Annotated in this window: 21 protein-coding genes; 9 read left to right on the forward strand and 12 right to left on the reverse strand. The window is 62.0% G+C overall.

Features of this window, described 5'->3' with window-relative positions; genetic code table 11:
- Window positions 1-126 precede the first annotated feature (126 nt).
- Entirely contained in the window at window positions 127-852 is a 726-nt protein-coding gene (locus GRF63_RS08705; RefSeq protein WP_160485639.1) for a glutathione S-transferase family protein, read from the forward strand.
- Between the two features lie 6 nt (window positions 853-858).
- Here GRF63_RS08705 and GRF63_RS08710 read toward each other — a convergent pair whose 3' ends face one another.
- The 5 genes from GRF63_RS08710 to GRF63_RS08730 all read right to left on the reverse strand — a co-directional run bounded on the left by GRF63_RS08710 (window position 859) and on the right by GRF63_RS08730 (window position 7,496).
- A complete protein-coding gene (locus tag GRF63_RS08710) occupies window positions 859-2,040 on the reverse strand; it encodes a VWA domain-containing protein (protein ID WP_160485640.1) in 1,182 nt (393 codons plus the stop codon).
- Between the two features lie 10 nt (window positions 2,041-2,050).
- Window positions 2,051-2,902: an AAA family ATPase gene (locus GRF63_RS08715; protein WP_160485641.1), complete on the reverse strand. Its 852-nt coding sequence runs from the start codon at window positions 2,900-2,902 to the stop codon at window positions 2,051-2,053.
- Between the two features lie 66 nt (window positions 2,903-2,968).
- Complete coding sequence (locus GRF63_RS08720; RefSeq protein ID WP_160485642.1) at window positions 2,969-4,258, reverse strand: serine hydrolase; 1,290 nt, start codon at window positions 4,256-4,258, stop codon at window positions 2,969-2,971.
- Window positions 4,259-4,278: 20 nt separating this feature from the next.
- On the reverse strand, window positions 4,279-6,270 hold the full coding sequence (parE, locus tag GRF63_RS08725) for a DNA topoisomerase IV subunit B (protein WP_160485643.1): 1,992 nt from the start codon (window positions 6,268-6,270) through the stop codon (window positions 4,279-4,281).
- A 62-nt stretch (window positions 6,271-6,332) separates the two neighbouring features.
- On the reverse strand, window positions 6,333-7,496 hold the full coding sequence (locus GRF63_RS08730) for a penicillin-binding protein activator (protein WP_160485644.1): 1,164 nt from the start codon (window positions 7,494-7,496) through the stop codon (window positions 6,333-6,335).
- A gap of 27 nt (window positions 7,497-7,523) precedes the next feature.
- On the opposite strand from GRF63_RS08730, the gene rsmI reads away from it, so the two are divergent.
- From rsmI to GRF63_RS08750, 4 genes are read left to right on the forward strand one after another with little or no spacing between them, the layout of a single operon-like run.
- The gene (rsmI, locus tag GRF63_RS08735) at window positions 7,524-8,378 is read left to right on the forward strand and encodes a 16S rRNA (cytidine(1402)-2'-O)-methyltransferase (protein WP_160485645.1); all 855 of its coding nucleotides are present in this window, start codon (window positions 7,524-7,526) and stop codon (window positions 8,376-8,378) included.
- Window positions 8,375-8,725 carry a YraN family protein gene (locus GRF63_RS08740; RefSeq protein ID WP_160485646.1) on the forward strand — a complete coding sequence of 117 codons (351 nt, stop codon included), beginning with the start codon at window positions 8,375-8,377 and terminating at the stop codon, window positions 8,723-8,725. Before rsmI ends, GRF63_RS08740 begins: the two co-directional genes overlap by 4 nt.
- A gap of 28 nt (window positions 8,726-8,753) precedes the next feature.
- Entirely contained in the window at window positions 8,754-9,707 is a 954-nt protein-coding gene (gene gshB, locus GRF63_RS08745; RefSeq protein WP_160485647.1) for a glutathione synthase, read from the forward strand.
- Between the two features lie 41 nt (window positions 9,708-9,748).
- Window positions 9,749-10,363, forward strand: a complete 615-nt coding sequence (locus GRF63_RS08750; protein WP_160485648.1) for a DedA family protein — start codon at window positions 9,749-9,751, stop codon at window positions 10,361-10,363.
- On the opposite strand, the gene GRF63_RS08755 is transcribed toward GRF63_RS08750, so the two are convergent.
- Window positions 10,360-11,256 carry a tyrosine recombinase XerC gene (locus GRF63_RS08755; RefSeq protein WP_160485649.1) on the reverse strand — a complete coding sequence of 299 codons (897 nt, stop codon included), beginning with the start codon at window positions 11,254-11,256 and terminating at the stop codon, window positions 10,360-10,362. The two genes, GRF63_RS08750 and GRF63_RS08755, sit on opposite strands and share 4 nt — an antisense overlap.
- Entirely contained in the window at window positions 11,253-12,404 is a 1,152-nt protein-coding gene (gene hemW, locus GRF63_RS08760; RefSeq protein WP_160485650.1) for a radical SAM family heme chaperone HemW, read from the reverse strand. The genes GRF63_RS08755 and hemW overlap by 4 nt, the downstream gene beginning before the upstream one ends.
- A 47-nt stretch (window positions 12,405-12,451) precedes the next feature.
- Between hemW and GRF63_RS08765 the strand changes: the two genes are divergently transcribed.
- Window positions 12,452-12,985 carry a CAP domain-containing protein gene (locus GRF63_RS08765; protein ID WP_237392395.1) on the forward strand — a complete coding sequence of 178 codons (534 nt, stop codon included), beginning with the start codon at window positions 12,452-12,454 and terminating at the stop codon, window positions 12,983-12,985.
- On the opposite strand, the gene rdgB is transcribed toward GRF63_RS08765, so the two are convergent.
- Together rdgB and rph are read right to left on the reverse strand one after the other, a co-directional pair.
- Complete coding sequence (rdgB, locus tag GRF63_RS08770) at window positions 12,982-13,611, reverse strand: RdgB/HAM1 family non-canonical purine NTP pyrophosphatase (RefSeq protein WP_160485651.1); 630 nt, start codon at window positions 13,609-13,611, stop codon at window positions 12,982-12,984. The genes GRF63_RS08765 and rdgB overlap by 4 nt on opposite strands.
- Complete coding sequence (gene rph / locus GRF63_RS08775) at window positions 13,608-14,321, reverse strand: ribonuclease PH (protein ID WP_160485652.1); 714 nt, start codon at window positions 14,319-14,321, stop codon at window positions 13,608-13,610. The genes rdgB and rph overlap by 4 nt, the downstream gene beginning before the upstream one ends.
- Before the next feature lie 58 nt (window positions 14,322-14,379).
- Between rph and hrcA the strand changes: the two genes are divergently transcribed.
- The 3 genes from hrcA (at window position 14,380) to GRF63_RS08790 (ending at window position 16,382) form a co-directional block, all read left to right on the forward strand.
- Window positions 14,380-15,423: a heat-inducible transcriptional repressor HrcA gene (hrcA, locus tag GRF63_RS08780; protein WP_160485653.1), complete on the forward strand. Its 1,044-nt coding sequence runs from the start codon at window positions 14,380-14,382 to the stop codon at window positions 15,421-15,423.
- An 8-nt stretch (window positions 15,424-15,431) separates the two neighbouring features.
- Window positions 15,432-16,013: a nucleotide exchange factor GrpE gene (locus GRF63_RS08785; protein WP_160485654.1), complete on the forward strand. Its 582-nt coding sequence runs from the start codon at window positions 15,432-15,434 to the stop codon at window positions 16,011-16,013.
- 81 nt (window positions 16,014-16,094) lie between these two features.
- Window positions 16,095-16,382 carry a glycine zipper domain-containing protein gene (locus GRF63_RS08790; RefSeq protein ID WP_160485655.1) on the forward strand — a complete coding sequence of 96 codons (288 nt, stop codon included), beginning with the start codon at window positions 16,095-16,097 and terminating at the stop codon, window positions 16,380-16,382.
- Window positions 16,383-16,428: 46 nt separating this feature from the next.
- Here GRF63_RS08790 and GRF63_RS08795 read toward each other — a convergent pair whose 3' ends face one another.
- The 3 genes from GRF63_RS08795 to GRF63_RS08805 form a co-directional block, all read right to left on the reverse strand.
- Window positions 16,429-17,112 carry a cysteine hydrolase family protein gene (locus GRF63_RS08795; RefSeq protein WP_160485656.1) on the reverse strand — a complete coding sequence of 228 codons (684 nt, stop codon included), beginning with the start codon at window positions 17,110-17,112 and terminating at the stop codon, window positions 16,429-16,431.
- 20 nt (window positions 17,113-17,132) lie between these two features.
- Window positions 17,133-17,573 (reverse strand): vgr related protein, encoded by a 441-nt coding sequence (locus GRF63_RS08800; protein ID WP_202131710.1) that lies wholly within the window; start codon window positions 17,571-17,573, stop codon window positions 17,133-17,135.
- A gap of 103 nt (window positions 17,574-17,676) precedes the next feature.
- On the reverse strand, window positions 17,677-18,228 hold the full coding sequence (locus GRF63_RS08805) for a copper chaperone PCu(A)C (RefSeq protein ID WP_160485657.1): 552 nt from the start codon (window positions 18,226-18,228) through the stop codon (window positions 17,677-17,679).
- Window positions 18,229-18,273: the final 45 nt, after the last annotated feature.

Here is an 18,273-nt window from a genome sequence, read left to right on the forward strand (position 1 = left end):
TCCATGTTCGCAATCGAATTTATCATATTTAGCGCCAGTCTTCAAAACCGCCATTTGCGCTCAGCGGCGATCTGCGCAAATGTGCGGCCATGATGGCGCAAGACATAGACCATCGGGGAGAAGGCATTGCTGACACTCTACAGTTTCGGACCGGGCGCAAATTCACTGAAGCCCACGCTGGCGCTTTATGAAAAGGGGCTGGAGTTCAAACACCGGCTGCTGAACCCGGCTCAGTTCGAACATCATCAGGATTGGTACAAGGCTATAAATCCGCGCGGGCAAGTCCCGGCGCTGGACGATGATGGCAAGATCATCACCGAAAGCACGGTGATCTGCGAATATCTGGAGGATGCGCATCCCACCGATGTACGCCTGCGCCCGGAAAGCCATTTCGACACGGCGCAGATGCGGGTGTGGACGAAGTGGGTGGATGAATATTTCTGCTGGTGCGTCTCCACCATCGGCTGGCACCGCCACGTCAGCCAGATGGTGAAGGGCCTCTCGGACGATGAGTTCGAAAAGGTCGTCGCCCGCATTCCGATCCCGGAACAGCAGGTGAAATGGCGCCGCGCCCGCGAAGGCTTCCCGCAGGACATGCTGGACGAGGAAATGCGCAAGATCGCCGTCAGTGTGAAACGGCTGGACGATCACCTGCGCGATAATGAATGGCTGGCGGGCGGCATCTACTCGCTGGCCGACATCTGCAATTTCGCCATCGCCAACGGCATGGAGAAAGGCTTTGCGGAACTGGTGAACCCGGATGATACGCCGGGGCTGGTGCGCTGGATACAGCAGATCAACGATCGCCCTGCGGTAAAGGCCATGTTCGCTGCCGTGCCGAGAGAATTCTAGCCGCGTCTATCCCTGCTTGCGGCTGAGCGCCCGCATCGCGTCATCCAGCCCGTCCAGCGTCAGCGGATACATGCGATCGCCCATGATCTGGCGGATCATCTGTGTCGACTGCGTATATTGCCACGTGCGCTGTGCCTTGGGGTTCAGCCATGCGACGGCGGGGTAGGTATCCACCACGCGCTTCAGCCAGGTCTCGCCCGTCTCCTCGTTCATATGCTCCACGCTGCCGCCTTCCCAAGCGATTTCGTAGGGGCTCATGGCGGCATCGCCGACGAAGATGATCTTGTAGTCGTGGCCGTACTTATGCAGCAGATCCCAGGTCGGGATGCGCTCGCTCCAGCGGCGGGAATTGTCTTTCCACACGCTTTCGTAAAGGCAGTTGTGAAAGTAGTAGAATTCCATGTTCTTGAATTCGCTGGTGGCCGCGCTGAAAAGCTCCTCGGTCACCTTTACATGGTCATCCATCGATCCGCCGACATCCAGGAACAGCAGCAGTTTCACAGCATTGTGCCGCTCCGGCCGCATGCGGATATCGAGCCATCCCTGCTTTGCCGTACCGCGAATGGTTGCATCGAGATCAAGCTCGTCGGCAGCACCCTCGCGGGCGAAACGGCGCAGGCGGCGCAGCGCCACCTTGATGTTGCGGGTGCCCAGATCGCGCGTGCTGTCCAAATTGGCGAATTCGCGCTTCTCCCACACCTTGATCGCGCGGCGGTCACGGCTTTCACCGCCGATGCGCACGCCCGCCGGGTTGTAGCCTGAATGGCCGAAGGGGCTGGTGCCGCCCGTCCCGATCCACTTGTTGCCGCCTTCGTGGCGCCCCTCCTGTTCTTCCAGACGCTTCTTCAGCGTCTCCATGATCTCGTCCCAGTCGCCCAATTCCTCGATCTTGGCGCGCTCTTCCTCGGTCAGGAATTTCTCGGTGACGGCGCGCAGCCATTCTTCCGGAATGCTGGCCTGCTCCTCCCCCAGTTCGGAGAAGACGCCGTTGAAGACCTTGTGAAAAACCTGGTCGAAGCGGTCCAGCAGCCCCTCGTCCTTCACATATGTCGCGCGGGCGAGATAGTAGAAATCCTCGGGCCGCCGTTCGATCACGTCGCTGTCCAGCGCCTCCAGCAGGGTGAGGTGTTCCTTCAGGCTGGCTCGGATGCCCGCACTGCGCAATTCGTCGAGGAAATTGAGAAGCACGCGCCCGCCTTCAGCGGTTTTCGCGCCGGGCCATGAAAGCGAGCCGTTCCAGCAGCATCACGTCAGCCTCGTTCTTCAGCAGCGCGCCGTGCAACGGCGGAATGGCCTTGCTGGGGTCCTTGTTCTGCAACACTTCCAGCGGCATGTCTTCCACCAGCAGCAGCTTTAGCCAGTCCAGCAGTTCGGAAGTGGAAGGCTTCTTCTTCAGGCCCGGCACTTCGCGGATCTTGTAGAACATCTCCAGCGCCTCGCTCACCAGGCGCTTCTGAATATCGGGGAAGTGCACATCGATGATTTCGCGCATCGTGTCGCCATCGGGAAACTTGATGTAGTGGAAAAAACAGCGGCGCAGGAATGCGTCGGGCAATTCCTTCTCGTTGTTGGAGGTGATGACGACGATGGGGCGCTCCTTTGCGGCCACGCGCTCGCCCGTTTCGTAAACGTCGAATTCCATGCGATCGAGTTCCTGCAACAGGTCGTTCGGAAACTCGATATCGGCCTTGTCGATCTCGTCGATCAGCAGCACGGGCAATTGCGGGGAAGTGAAAGCCTCCCACAGCTTGCCCTTGCGGATGTAGTTGGAGATGTCGTGAACGCGCTCGTCACCCAGTTGCCCATCGCGCAGGCGTGCCACGGCATCATATTCGTAAAGCCCCTGCTGCGCCTTGGTGGTGCTTTTCACGCCCCATTCGATCAGCGGCGCATCGATTGCCTTCGCGATTTCATGCGCCAGTACCGTCTTGCCAGTGCCCGGCTCACCCTTCACCAGCAGTGGCCGCCGCAGGGTAACGGCGGCGTTCACCGCCACCTTCAGATCGTCTGTCGCAACGTAGTTTTCGGTGCCGGAGAAGCGCTGGGTCATTATCTCGCCTGAATTGCCTGTGCTTGCCTCTAGCTAGATATTGCGATGCAACATCGCAAGGCGAAGCTAGTTTCCAGCGGCGAGGGCGATGGCGCGCATGGCCAGCAATTCGAACGCGCTTTGATCCACCGGCGCTTCGCTATCGTTCCAGCTCATGCTGACGACCTGCCAGGTGCCCGCCGCATCGCGCAGCAACCAGCTGAGGTTGAGGACGCCGGGCTCCGATCCGCCCTTGTACCCCACGTAATCCCAGCTATCGCGCATGGCGCCGGACATGGATGGATTGACCGCCAGAATGTCCAGCGCGGTCTGGTCCTCCAGCTGCGTGATGCGGGAAAACAGGCTTGCGATATCGCTGACGGACGCAAGCCATTCGACATCAATGGCCACGGGTCCACCGGCAAAGGCGGCCTGTATGTCTTCCGAGCCGCGATCAAGCTGCGCCAGTTCCTGCAACAAAGCGAGCCGCTCCGCAGTCCCAGCGGCGGCGTATTTTCCCAGGTTCTCGATCCCGTCCGACTTCAGCAGGAACAGCTCTCTGGTGGTGAGGAAGGGGAACATGCCCTCCGGCGCGGAATGGCCGGCGGCGATAACTTCCGCCTCCACTGCATCACGCCCAAGCTCGGTGATCAATTGATCCGTGGCGGTATTGTCGCTGTTTGAAATCATCAGCGTGGCCAGCGTGTGCAAGGTGACAGGCGCGCCTTCCGGCCAGTTCTGCAACTGACCACTGGGATAGCTGCGCTGCGAAAGGCGCACCACGTCAGACCAGTTTCGCTCCCCTTGCGCGATGGAGTGGGCAAGCGCGGACAGCACGTAAAGCTTGAAGGTGGAGCCGATAGCAAATTGCTGGTCCGCATTGTGGGACATCATCGGCTCACCGCCGCCAAGCGGTGCAACCAGCACGGCTGTTTCGCCGGGCAGGGCCTGAATCGCGCTGAGCAATTGGCCAGTATTGTCTCCAATCGGGCGGACATCGTTCAGCACGAAGCCGTTGATCTCGTACGGTTCTGCCGTTTCCAGATTGAAGGAACCGTTGGCCAGACCCCGTTCGAACCGGATGGCGATAGTGGCACCATTGGCAGACACGGGGTCCAGCATTTCAATACCCACAAGCGGGCCGAACTGCGTTTCCAGCTGCTGCTTGATTGCCAGAAACCTGTCCTGCGGAACGGCATTCACAAAGGCATCGGCAAACACGCTATCGTAACTGGCGTCGCCGCGCATGGCGGCGATGATGTCGTCTCCGCGCTCTTCCAGCCGCGCGCTCTCCTCCGCATTCTGGGCCTGCGCGGGGGCGGGGGCGTAAAACGACGCAGCAAGTGCCGCAAGCGATGCAAGGAAAGGGCGTTTCATCCCCGCACCTTGGCGCACAATCACGCGTCGATCAAATCGCGATCGATCTCGCCCGCGCGGTTCTGGATGAAGTTAAAGCGATGTTCCGGGTTGCGACCCATCAGTTGGTCCACCAGTTCCTTTACCGCGAAACGCTGTTCGTTCTGTTCGGGCAGGGTGATGCGGATCAGGGAGCGGGTCTCTGGCGCCATTGTGGTTTCGCGCAATTGCTGCGGGTTCATTTCGCCAAGGCCCTTGAACCGGCCCACGTCCACCTTCTTGCCCTTGAACACCGTTGCTTCCAGCTCGGCACGATGCTCGTCGTCGCGGGCGTAGCGGCTCTCCTTGCCCGCGGTCAGCCGATAGAGCGGCGGCTGGGCGAGATAGAGGTGCCCCTTGCGCACCAGATCGGGCATTTCCTGGAAGAAGAACGTCATCAGCAAGGTGGCGATATGCGCGCCGTCCACGTCGGCATCGGTCATGATCACCACGCGGTCGTACCGTAGCGCCTCGGCATCGCAATCCTTGCGCATGCCGCAGCCCAGCGCCAGCGCGAGGTCGGCGATTTCGGAGTTAGCGCGGATCTTGTCTGCCGTGGCGCTGGCGACGTTCAGGATCTTGCCGCGAATGGGCAGGATCGCCTGCGTCTTGCGATTGCGCGCCTGCTTTGCGCTGCCGCCTGCGGAGTCGCCTTCCACGATGAACAGCTCGGTCTCGCCATCAGTTTCGCCGCTGCAATCGGTCAGCTTGCCGGGCAGGCGCAGCTTCTTGGCGTTGGTGGCCGTCTTGCGCTTGATCTCGCGTTCCTGCTTGCGCTTCAGCCGCTCTTCCATCCGCTCCATCACGGAGCCAAGCAGCGCCTTGCCGCGTTCCATATTGTCGGACAGGAAATGGTCGAAATGGTCGCGCACGGCATTTTCCACCAGCCGCGCGGCTTCGGGAGAGGTGAGGCGGTCCTTCGTCTGGCTCTGGAACTGTGGATCGCGGATGAAGACGGACAGCATGATCTCCGCGCCCGTCATCACATCGTCAGCGGTCAGGTCCTTGGCCTTCTTGGTGCCGGTCAGATCACCGAAAGCGCGCAGGCCCTTGGTGAGAGCGGCGCGTACACCCGCTTCGTGCGTGCCGCCATCGGGCGTGGGCACGGTGTTGCAATACCAGCTGGTGGAGCCATCGGACCATAGCGGCCAGGCGACGGCCCATTCCACGCTGCCCATCTGCTGGCCTTCGTCATTCTCGGCAAAATCCTGCTTGCCGGCGAAGAAATCGGTAGTGACGCATTCGCGGTCGCCCACTTCTTCCTTCAGGTGATCGGCAAGCCCACCGGGGAACTGGAATGTCGCTTCCTGCGGCACATCTTCGCTGGCGAGTGAGGGCGCGCATTTCCAGCGGATTTCAACGCCTGCAAAAAGATAAGCCTTGGATCGGGCCAGCTTGAACAACCGCTTCGGGTTGAACTTGCGATCGCCGAAAATCTCCGTGTCGGGCACGAAGGTTACGCTGGTGCCGCGACGGTTGGGTGTATCGCCTACCTTGGCGATCTTGCCCTGCGGCAGGCCTTGCGAAAATTCCTGCGCGTAAACTTCCTTGTTGCGCGCAACCTCCACCCGCGTGTGGCTGGAAAGGGCGTTCACGACAGAAACACCCACGCCGTGCAAGCCGCCGCTGGTGGCATAGGCCTTGCCGGAGAACTTGCCGCCCGAATGCAGCGTGGTCATGATCACTTCCAGCGTGGACTTGCCCGGAAACTTCGGATGCTCGTCCACCGGCATGCCGCGGCCGTTATCGGTAATGGTCAGCCGGTTGCCTTCTTCCAGCACCATCTCGATGCGGTTGGCATGGCCTGCCACCGCTTCGTCCATCGAATTGTCGAGCACTTCGGCGGCGAGGTGGTGCAGCGCGCGGTCATCCGTGCCGCCGATATACATGCCGGGGCGGCGGCGGACGGGCTCCAGCCCTTCCAGCACCTCGATGGAAGAGGAATCGTAATCGCCGCCACCGGCGGGCATTTTTTCAAACAGATCGTCGCTCATGCCATAGATATAGGCACGGGGAATCCCCGCCCACAAGCGGCGGGGTGCAACTTATCCGGCAGTTAGAAGCCCGTGGGCGCAGGATCGACGATGGTGAAGACGCCATTGCCCACCTGCCGTACTTCCATCGCGCGCTGGCCGATGCCGTTGCTGTTGAAGCGGATCGCCCCGTCCAGGCCCAAAAAGCCGCCATCGTCCAGCAGCAGGCCTGCGGGAAGATCGGTGCCGGGCCGCCAGTCCCGCGTCAGCCGCAAGGTCAGCAGCACCGCATCGTAGCCCAGAGTGGCAATGCGATAGGGTGCCTCGCCAAAGCGCGACTGATAGCTGGTGGCGAACTGGCGATAGCGATCATCCGGCACGGCGGAGAACCACGCGCCGCGCATCGTGCCATCGCTCAGCAACGAATCCTGCCTGCTCCACAATTCGGTGCCGATGATGGAGGGCAGGGCATCGCCTGCGTCCTTCAGGCGCGGTGCGGCCATTGCGGCAAGGCGCGCGTTGTCCGCGATCAGGACGGTGTCGAAACTGCTGCCTGCGGCCAACCGCTCTGCCGCGCTGATGATGGAGGTGTTGCCGCGATCATAGCGCTGCACGCCCACAACAGTGCCGCCGCGCGCCATGATCGCCTGCTCTGCCGCGGCAGTGGTGCGATTGCCGTAATCACCACGCGGGGCCAGAATGGCAAAGCGGCTTGCGCCCTGCTTTGCCGCGAATTCCACGGTGCGTTCCACCGATTGTTCCGGAATATGGCCCATCACGAACACATCGGCGCGGGCGACGGTTGTATCGTTGGAGAAGGTGATCAGCGGCACATCGCTGGGCCGGGCCTGTGCCAGCACAGCGCCCACATTGTCACGCTGCAGCGGGCCAAGGATCAGGCGATTTCCATCACTGATGGCGCGGCTTGCCGCAGCACCGGCACCCGCACTGGTATCGTAAGTGGTGATGCGCAGGTTTTCAGCGCCTGTATCCAGCAGGGCCATGGTGGTGGCATTGGCGATGGACTGGCCAACCTCTGCATTGGAACCGCTCATCGGCACCAGCAGAGCCACGCGGTGACGGCCTTCGTCTTCGGGCAGCACGGCGCGATCGGGCGCGGTTGGCTGATCGACAATGGGGCCGCCGCGATCCGGGGTTGGGCTTTCTCCGCCCGGAATAACCTGACAACCGGCCAGCAACAGGCTGCCCATGCCAACTGCCAGAATGCGCTTCAAATTACCCAACATGCTTGCTTGCTCCGCTGAACATGGTTCATGGCCGCTGCTGTGAACGAACCTGTCGAACCCTTATCTCCCGGCCTCTATATCGTGGCGACGCCGATTGGCAATCTTGGCGATATCACCGTGCGAGCGAGCCAGGTGCTGGCCCAGTGCCATGGCATCGCCTGCGAGGATACCCGCGTAACGCAGAAACTTATCAGGCACTTGGGGATATCAAAGCCGCTGTGGCGGTATGACGATCACTCCGCACCCAACGATCGTGCCCGCCTGATCGAATCGATGCGGACCCGCGCCGTGGCTTTGGTGAGCGATGCGGGAATGCCGCTGATATCGGACCCCGGCTTTCGCCTGGTTAAAGATGCGCGAGAGGCCGGCATCCCGATCACCGCCTTGCCGGGCGCCAATGCTCCCCTGACAGCGCTGGCCCTGTCCGGCCTGCCCAATGATCGCTTCCTGTTTGCAGGCTTCCTGCCGTCAAAGGAAAAGGCACGGGCCGAGGTGCTGAAGGAACTGGGCGCGGTGCAATCCACACTGATCTTCTTCGAAACCGCGCCGCGCCTTGGCAAAAGCCTGACGGCCATCGAACAGGTGCTGCCAGGGCGGGAAGTGGCCGTTGGCAGAGAATTGACCAAGTTTTACGAGGAATGCCGCACTGGCTCTGCTCGCGAACTGCTGGACCATTATCAGGCGCACCCGCCCAAGGGAGAGATCGTGCTGCTAGTCGGTCCGCCGCCGGAAGTGGAGCATGATGCGGCAGATGCGGACGACATGCTGCGCGAATTGCTGGAAACAGAAAAGCCATCACAGGCCGCCGCACAGGTTGCCAAGGTGACCGGGCTGGACCGCAAGGCGCTGTACGCCCGCGCGATGGAACTGAAATCGCAGTGAAGCGCCAGCTTGCCGAACAACGCGGCCGCAAGGCGGAGGACGAGGCCGCGCGCTGGCTGGAGGGGCAGGGGTGGACCATCCTCGCCCGCCGCCGCAAGACCAAGGTGGGCGAGATCGACCTTGTGGCGAAGCGCGAGGGGCTGATCGCCTTTGTCGAGGTAAAGTGGCGCCAGCGCATCGCCGATCTGGATTTGGCTATCGACGAACACCGCCTGTCGCGCGTGGCCGCCGCAGCGGAGAGCGTGGCGCACGAATATGCGACCGGCGGCGAGGATATGCGGATCGACGTAATCCTCCTTGCACCGGGCGTGACCCCACGCCACATCGAAAACGCCTGGATGCCCTGATGCGGGTTGCCCTGATGAGGAATGTGAAATGAGCCTGAGAGTCGCTGTCCAGATGGACCCGATCGAATCGATCAAGATCGCGGGCGATTCCAGCTTTGCCCTGATGCTGGAGGCGCAGGCGCGCGGGCATTCGCTGTGGCACTATGACGTCACGACGCTCGCGTGGGAAGAAGGCCGCATCACCGCATGGGCCAAGCCTGTTACCGTGCAGCGCGTGGAGGGCGATCATTTCAGCGCCGGAGCATTGGCAAAGATCGACCTGGCAGACGATATCGATGTCATCCTGATGCGGCAGGATCCGCCCTTCGATCTTGGCTATATCAGCGCTGCCCTGCTGCTGGACCGGCTGAAGGGCAGGACGCTGGTGAGCAACGATCCGCGCGAAGTTATCAATGCGCCGGAAAAGATGTTCGTGCTGAATTACGCGGAGTTCATGCCGCCCACGCTGATCGCGCGCAAGCTGGAGGATGTGCAGGAATTCCAGCGCAAGCACGGCGCCGTGGTGGTAAAACCGCTGCACGGCAATGGCGGCAAGGCGATCTTCAAGATCGATGCCGATGGCACCAACACGTCCGCCCTGTTCGAGGTTTTCAACCAGACCTGGCCCGAACCGCACATGGTGCAGCCCTTCCTGCCCAGCGTGGCAGAGGGCGACAAGCGCATCGTGCTGGTGGATGGAGAGGTGGCGGGCGCCATCAACCGCAAGCCGGGGGAGGGGGAGTTCCGGTCCAACCTGGCGCAGGGCGGCTCTGCCGAGGCCAGCCAGCTGACGGATCGCGAGAAGGAAATCTGCGCCGCCATGGGGCCAGAGCTGAAGCGCCGCGGCCTCACCTTCGTTGGCATAGACGTGATAGGCGGAGAGTGGCTGACCGAGATCAACGTCACCAGTCCTACCGGCATCGTGGCTATCGACAATTACAATGGCACCAACACGGCAGGCATGATCTGGGATGCGCTGGAGCGTCGCCACGCTGAAATGTAGTCCAAAAAGGACCGATTGCGCCGTCTGGTAGTTAGATGCGCATGGACACACTGATCATCGATGTGATCGAGGCGGGCGGATATTTCGGTATCTTCCTGCTGATGGCGCTGGAAAACATCATCCCGCCCGTACCCAGCGAAGTAATCATGGGTATCGGCGGTTTGCTGGTGCAGCGCGGATCGATGGATTTCTGGCCGCTGCTGCTGATCGGCACGCTGGGCACTGTGGCGGGCAATTACTTCTGGTACTGGATTGGCGCCAAGTGGGGCTACAAGCGGCTGGAGCCCTTCGTGAACAATTGGGGCCGCTGGCTGACGGTGGATTGGGAGCATATCGAGAACGCCCAGCGCTTCTTCGTGCGGCACGGGCACTGGGTTGTTTTCTTCCTGCGCTTTTCGCCGTTCCTGCGCACGATCATCTCCTTGCCAGCCGGGCTGGCGCGCATGCCGCTGGCGCGCTTTTTCGGCTATACCTTTGCAGGTTCGCTGGTGTGGAATGCGCTGCTGATCAAGGGCGGCCAATGGCTGGGCCACTGGCTGGAGGATTCGCAGCATATTCTGGGCTACATCATCATCGGCCTGATCGCGTTGACGATTGTCGGCTACATCTGGCGGCTGATCACCTGGACCCCGCGCGCGGAGCGTGAGGAAAGCTAATCATCCTCGCGCGGATGGGCGGATCGATAGGCGTCCAGCATCCGGGCAGCATCCACCTGAGTATAGATCTGCGTTGAGCCAAGGCTGGCGTGGCCCAGCAATTCCTGCAGGCTGCGAAGGTCTGCCCCGGCTCCCAGCAGATGCGTGGCAAAGCTGTGGCGCAGGGCATGCGGCGTTGCGGAGGCAGGCAGGCCCAACGCGGTGCGAGCCCGCGCCATCGCCTTTTGCACCATGCCCGGCGACAGCGGGCGGCCCTGTGCACCTTTGAAAAGGGCGTCAGAGCCGTTCAGCGGGTGGGGGCAGGCCTTGGCATAGGCAGCCACGGCTTCCCTCACCACCGGGATCAGCGGCACGACGCGCTGCTTGTTACCCTTGCCCGTCACCACCAAAGTCTCCCCCAGCGGAAGATCACTCGCGGTCAATGAAAGAGCCTCCGCGATGCGCAGCCCGGCGCCATACATCAGCAACAAGACGGCGGCATCGCGCTGGCCGATCCAGTCTTCGCGGGCAGTGGACTCAACCATGGCGGCAAGGCCCGTCGCTTCATCCGGGGTGACGGGGCGGGGCAGGCCCTTCTTCACACGCGGCCCCCGCATGCGCGGTGCGGTGCCGGGTTCCGCGCCAACCTGTTCGCGCGCAAATCCGATAAAGCTTTTCAGCGCCGAGAGTTCTCGCGCGGCAGAGACATTCACGATGCCTTCCGCCCGGCGCGATGCCAGATGGCCGCGCAGATCGCGCGTGGAGATACCGGCAACGCCCTGCCAATCTGTCAGCCCAAGCGCCAGCAGCAGCCTCTCCGCCGTGCTGACATAGGCGCGCACGGTGTGCGGACTGCGCCGCTGGGCCACGCTCAGATAATCCTGCCACTGGTCCAGAAGGGCAGAGGCGCTCATGCCGATACCAGATCGTCCGCCACCAGTTCAGGCAGCAGGGCGTCCAGCAGCGGCATGCCATCGGGCGATACGCCAATGCGCGGCCCATCGACCCATGTCAGGCCGATATCAGCATATTGGGCCAGCTTGGCAGTATTGATCAGATCGCCGGGTTTCAGATACATGCGAGAGGCGAGGCGATCCAGATCCACGCCCTCTGCCAGCCGCAGGCCCATCAGCAGCGCTTCCGATGCCTGTTCGGCCATGCCTAGCGCGCGCTCTTCCTTCAGGCCGTGACCGTTGCGCGCCACGGCATCCAGCCAGTTCTCCGGCTTCTTGTGCCGCATGGTCGCCATACCGCCGCGCCGCCCGTGTGCGCCGGGGCCGATACCGGCGTAATCCTCATATCGCCAGTAGGTGAGATTGTGGCGGCTTTCCTCCCCGGCGCGCGCGTGATTGCTGATTTCATAGGGAGGCAGGCCGGCCGCCGCAGTCAATTCTCGCGTCACGGCGAAGAGATCGGCCGCATCGTCATCATCCAGCGGGGTGAAACCGCCGCGCCGCACATCGGTGGCAAAGCGCGTGCCCGGCTCTATCGTCAGCTGATACAGCGAGAGATGGCCCGTGCCGAAGCTGAGCGCGCGCGACAGCTGATCGTGCCAATGGCGCTGCGTCTGGCCGGGCAGGGCGTAGATCAGGTCAAACGATACGCGTTCGAACTCGCTTTGCGCCGTCTCCAGCGCGTTCAGACCCTCTGTCGCATTATGCAGGCGGCCAAGGAATTGCAGTGCTGCATCATCCAGCGATTGCAGGCCAAGCGATACGCGGTTCACCCCCGCCGTGGCCAATGCCGCAAAATTGGCAGCTTCTACCGAGGACGGGTTTGCCTCCAGCGTGATTTCGATACCGGGCGCAAAGCCCCACAGTCTCTCAGCCTCCCGCAGCAACGCCTCCACCAGAGATGGCGGCATGAGGGACGGCGTGCCCCCTCCAAAGAAGATCGACGACAGCGTCTCTCCGCCAGCCACCTCAGCCTCGTGCCGCAGGTCAGCCAGCAGCGCGGACTGCCACGCGTCCACATCCACGCTGTCGCGCACATGCGAGTTGAAGTCGCAATAGGGACATTTGGCGAGGCAGAAGGGCCAATGGATATAAAGTGCGCGAGCCATGCCCATGTTTCAGCATGCGTTAACCGGCACAAGTCAAGTTCAGTCTCATGAAAAAGGGACGCGTCATTTGCGCCGCGCTGGCGGCATTGGGATCAATTTGCGCCATCGCCGCGCCTCTTTCCGCACAACATCGCGAAAGGATCAATCCCTTCGCGATGGATCTGCTGGAAGAGCACAACCGCGCCCGCGCACAGGTGGGCGTGCCGCGCCTGCAATGGAGCATTCGCCTTGCCCGCGAGGCGAATGAATGGGCGCAGCATCTGGCGCAGCAAGGCCGCATGATTCACGCAACGCGCGATCAGCGCGCCGGCAGCGGTGAGAACCTGTGGATGGGTCACGCCGGATATTACGGCGCGGATACTATGGTGGGCGGCTTCGTGGCGGAGAGGCAGCATTTCCGCAACGGGGAGTTTCCCAAGGTATCATCCACCGGCAACTGGCGCGATGTGGGCCATTACACGCAAGTCATCTGGCGCGGCACGCGCGAGGTGGGCTGCGCCGTGGCGCGCGGCAGGCAGAATGATTTCCTGGTCTGCCGGTATTTCCCCGCAGGCAATGTGTATAACCAGCGCGTGTTCTAAGCGCCGAACTGGTCTGCCTTCATCTTGGCAAAGGCATCGGCCCGGTGGCTGATGGCGTGCTTTTCCTGCGGGTCCAGCTCAGCAAAGGTCTGCTCGCGGCCAACGGGCACGAACACCGGATCGTAGCCAAAGCCCATCGTGCCGCGCGGCGGCCATGTCAGCGTGCCATCGGCGCGGCCTTCGTAAACGGTGTGTTCTCCATCCGGCCAGGCGAGGGCGAGGACGCAGGAAAACCAGCAATCGCGGGGCGTATCCGGCCCCATGCCCTGCAACAGGCCTTCCACCTTGCCCATGGCCATATACCAGTCGCGGCCCGGCTCCCCTTCGAACCATTGCCGTTCTGCCCAGTCCGCGGTGTAAACGCCGGGGCGGCCGTCCAGCGCGGCGACTGACAGGCCGCTATCGTCGGCGAGGGCGGGGAGGCCCGAAGCCTCCGCCGCCGCACGCGCCTTTATCAAGGCGTTCTCGACAAAGGTCTTGCCGGTTTCGGGCGGTTCGGGAAGGCCAAGCGATCCCGCCGATATGCAATCGAGCCCGTAAGGCTCCATCAGCCTGGCGATTTCTTTCAGCTTGCCCGCATTATGCGTGGCAATCACCAGCTTTCCCGATCCCAGCTTCCGGCTCATTTCACCGCTTCATCCTGTGCCTTGAAGATTTCCGCACAGCCCATCTGTGCAAGACGCAGCAGGCGCAGCAGGCCTTCCTCGTCATAGGTGGCGCCTTCTGCCGTGGCCTGCACCTCGGCAATCTGGCCGCCTTCGATCAGCACGAAATTGGCATCGGCATCGGCATTCGAATCCTCGATATAATCGAGGTCCAGCACCGGCGTGCCCTGATGGATGCCGCAGGAAATTGCAGCGATCTTGGCAGTCAGCGGATCGTTCTTGATCGCGCCTTCCGCCATCAGCTTGTTCACGGCAAGGCGAAGTGCCACCCACGCGCCGGAGATCGACGCGGTACGGGTGCCGCCATCGGCCTGGATCACGTCGCAATCCAGCGTGATCTGACGCTCGCCCAGCTTTTCCATATCGCAGACAGCGCGCAAGGATCGGCCGATAAGGCGCTGAATTTCCTGCGTGCGGCCGCTCTGCTTGCCCTTGGCCGCTTCACGGCTGCCGCGGGTGTGCGTGGCGCGGGGCAGCATCGAATATTCACCGGTGACCCAGCCCTGGCCCTTGCCGCGTAGCCACGGCGGAATGCGTTCTTCCACGCTGGCGGTGCACAGCACGCGGGTATCGCCAAAGCTGATCAGGCAGCTGCCCTCTGCATGCTTCGTAAAGCCGGTTTCGATGGTAATGGCGCGCATTTCGTCAGGCGCACGGCCGGAAGGTCGCATTGTTTTCTCCGATGGGATGTTTGCGCGAATGGCCCTAGCGACTAGATAGAGCCCTGTCATGGCTTCTCCACCGATCAATGAACTGACCAATCGCGCACGCGAGATTTTCCGCCTGGTGGTGGAGGATTACCTCGCCAGCGGGCAGCCCGTTGGTTCCAAGACCATCGCCCGGCGTGGGGAGGTGAACCTGTCGCCAGCCTCGATCCGATCGGTGTTGAGCGAGCTGGAAGGCTTCGGCCTGCTGGCAGCGCCGCACACCAGCGCGGGGCGACTGCCCACCGATCTTGGGCTGCGCCTGTTCGTGGACGGTATCATGCAGGTGGCGGAACCCACGCAGGCCGAACGCGCAGCAATAGAGGCGCAGCTGGGCCAGCCCGGCCCGATAGAGGAGGCGCTGGCCAACACCAGTTCGCTCCTGTCCAACCTCTCGGGCGCGGCGGGCATGGTGATGGTGCCCCAGCGAGAAGCACAGCTTGCGCAGGTCAATCTGGTTCCGCTGGACGATCGCCGCGCGCTGGCCGTCTTGGTGGGGGAAGATGGTCACGTGGAAAATCGCGTGCTGGATCTGGATGGTCCGGTGGCGCCCGGCACCTTGCAGGAAGCGGGCAATTACATCACCGCCCGCCTGCGCGGCCGCACGCTGGCGGATGCTGCAAAAGCGATGCAAGCCGAAATCCGATCCGGCAAAAGCGAGCTGGACGAAGCGAGCCAGCGGCTGGTGGAAGCTGGCATCGCCACGTGGAGCGAGGATGCGACCAAGCGCCCCGTCCTGATCGTGCGCGGCGCATCCAACCTGATTGACGAAAGTGTTGCGACAGACCTTGAACGTGTGCGTCAATTGCTGGACGACCTTGAAAACAAGCAGTCGGTAGCGCAATTGCTCGACAACGCGCGGCAGGCAGAATCGACCCGCATCTTCATCGGTGCAGAAAATCGCCTGTTCGCGTTATCCGGTTCGTCCGTCATTGCCGCGCCCTATCGTGATCGGGAGGGCAAGGTGGTTGGCGTGCTGGGTGTGATCGGGCCGACGCGGTTGAATTACGCGCGCGTCGTTCCCATGGTGGACTTCACCGCCCAATCCCTGGGCAAGAGATTTGGTTAGCGAGACAGATGATCGATAATGAACAGAACCGCGACGAAGCGGTGGAAAACGAACTTGAAGGCGTGCCGGAGGAGTTCCTCCAGGATGACGAAGAGGGCGAAGGCGAGGGCCAGGATTTCGAAACGGAACTGGCGCAGCTGCGAGACGATCTGGAAGCCGCCAAGCAGGAAACGCTGTATGCCAAGGCAGAAGCGCAGAACCAGCGCCGCCGCCTTGAGAAAGAGGTTCAGGACGCGCGCGCCTATGCCTCAACGGGCTTTGCACGCGATATCCTGAGCGTGGCAGACAATCTGGCCCGCGGCATCGATGCCATTCCGGAGGATCTTCGAGAAGACAGCAAGTTCAAGGGCCTCGTCGCCGGCATCCAGGCTACCCAGCGGGAGCTGGACAAGGTGTTCACGCAGCATGGCATCACGCGCATCGCGGCCATGGGCCTGCCGCTGGACCCCAATCAGCACCAGGCGATGATGGAAGTTCCCACCAATGATGCAGAGCCCGGCACGGTCGTGCAGGAAATGCAGGCAGGCTACATGATCAAGGATCGACTGCTGCGCGCCAGCATGGTGGGCGTGGCAAAGAAACCCGACTAAGTCCCTGATTTCCGCAGAACCCGGAACCAGCAGGCCCGTTTGACCGTAACCCCTTGGATACAGGGGTTAAGGAGATCGAACATGAATAAGCTGTTGTTTGCGCCTGCACTGGTCGCGTCCACTCTTGGACTTGGCGCTTGTGCTGAAAATTATGCTGTTGAAGGCGGCCTTGCCGGGGCTGCTGCCGGTGCCGGTGCCGCTGCCCTTCTGGGTGGCGATATCGAGACCTATGCACTGGCAGGCGCTGCGATCGGCGGCGTGGTCGGTTATGCGGTCGACAAGAATGACCAGTGCGATGGCTATTACGGCGATGGTCGCTACGTCGATGACGATTGCCGTTATGACGATGATTACCGCCGCTATTTCTAAGGGCGGATGAAATTGCAGGGCGTCGTCACCGTGGGTGTCGGCGCCCTCATTCTTTTGACAGCAATCCTTCGATTTCATCGACCGTGCGCAGATCGGCAAAGATCAACGCCATCGAATCCAGCGTGCCACCATGCGCCTCCTCGCTTAACGCGGCGCAGGCATCCACGGCCATCACCACACGGTAGTTCAGCTGCATGGCATCGCGCGCGGTGCTCTCGCAGCAGCAATTGGTCAGCGTGCCGGAGATGATAAGGTTCTCCATGCCATGCTGGCGCAGCACATCGTGCAGATCGCTGGTGCCGGGCGTAAATCCGCTGAACCGATGCTTGTCCACCAGCAGGTCCTCTCCTTCGTTCTCAATCTCCGGCCACATCTGCCAGTAATCCGCGCCGGGCGTGAAAGCCTCCCGATGCGCGGCGATTCCGTCCAGCATCCGCTCCGCAAACACCGGCCAGGCGGCGGGGCCGTCAGGGTCGGGCGTAGTGAAGCGCAGGAAGATGTTTTTCCCGCCAGCCGACCTGATTGTGCGGCTGAGGCGGTTGATCTTTTCCACCACATTGCGCGCCATCGGCACTTCGACAGGCGCGCCTTCCGCCACGAAGCCATTTTGCATATCCACCACCAGATGCGCGGTTTTCGCAGGGTCCAGCTTTTGCCAGATATTGCCAACCTCTCCGCGCACCTGGGCATGGGCTGCAAGAATGGCGGCGTGATCGACGTGGTGGGACATGGCGATTTCCTTGGCTCGTATCAGGTGGCACGCGTGTTAGGGCTGGTCGCTCCTGCAAAATTCACCAGTACATCATAGGCTGCAGGATCGGCGACTCCTGCCAGCTTGAACCCGTTTCGCAGCAGGAAAGCATGCTCCACGATCCGGGCCTGCTGTTCGATGCCATATCTGGTCAGCGGCCAGCCGGGTTTCAGCGTGTAGTCATAGCTGGCCCACGGCATGCGATTGAGCACAAGATACCATTCGCCGCGCGTCTGCGTTTGCCAGACATGCGTCATCTCGTGGATGAAGAGTGCCTGGCGACGCACGGGCGCAGTGGCGAAGTCCTCGCAATAGGCCTGGCCCAGCGGGTGGAAATGGATGTGCCCGCGCGGGGCCATGGTGATGCGCCTGGGCTGGAAAAAGGCCCATTTCCTGCGCCTTATGCGAACCTTCGCATAATCGATGGCATCGCCAAACATGCTGCGGGCAAGCGCGATTTCCCCGTCGCTCAACGGCCGTTCGCCGCCGATCGGGCAGGCAGTCGCGCTTGCCTCGCTCACATTGTCCTCATGCCAGCTGGCATTATTCCGCGTGATCCATACCATCGTGCTCGCCTTCGGCATGGTTCATCGGCTCGTCTCCCGCGGCGCGAACTTCCACGGGGAAGCTGCACTTGTCGCCGCCAACAAAGGTCAGCGTGGTTTCTGTCTCTGATCCGACTTCCAGCGGTTCCTGCGGCTCCATCGCCATCACGTGCAAGGAGCCGGGCTCGAATTTCACGGTTTCCCCGGCGGGCACATCCAGCTGCATCAGCTCATCCATGGAAGGCTGCAGGTTCCATTCGCCCATCTGGTGCAATTGTGCGCTGCCAAAGCCCATTACGCTGGCGGAGCGTATCATGCGGCTGGTGGCGCCGGTGTTCTCCAGATCGAAATAGACCGCTGCCGGATTGCCTTCCACCGCGCCAAGCGCCAGCCAGCCGTTCGTTACCGCCACGCCGGGCGCACAGTCCGTATCTGCCGTGGCTTGCGTATCCTGCGGCGCTTCCTGCGTCGCCTCCCCACCGCAGGCCGTAAGAACGAGCGCGAGGCCCAGCGACATCATGCTTGCCGAAATGCTCTTGGTAATCATCATAAACCCTTCCGAAAGAATGCGTCGATTTCTAGAGAGCGCAGTCCC

Source organism: Aurantiacibacter rhizosphaerae (assembly GCF_009807005.1).
GTDB classification, from domain to species: Bacteria; Pseudomonadota; Alphaproteobacteria; order Sphingomonadales; family Sphingomonadaceae; genus Alteraurantiacibacter; species Alteraurantiacibacter rhizosphaerae.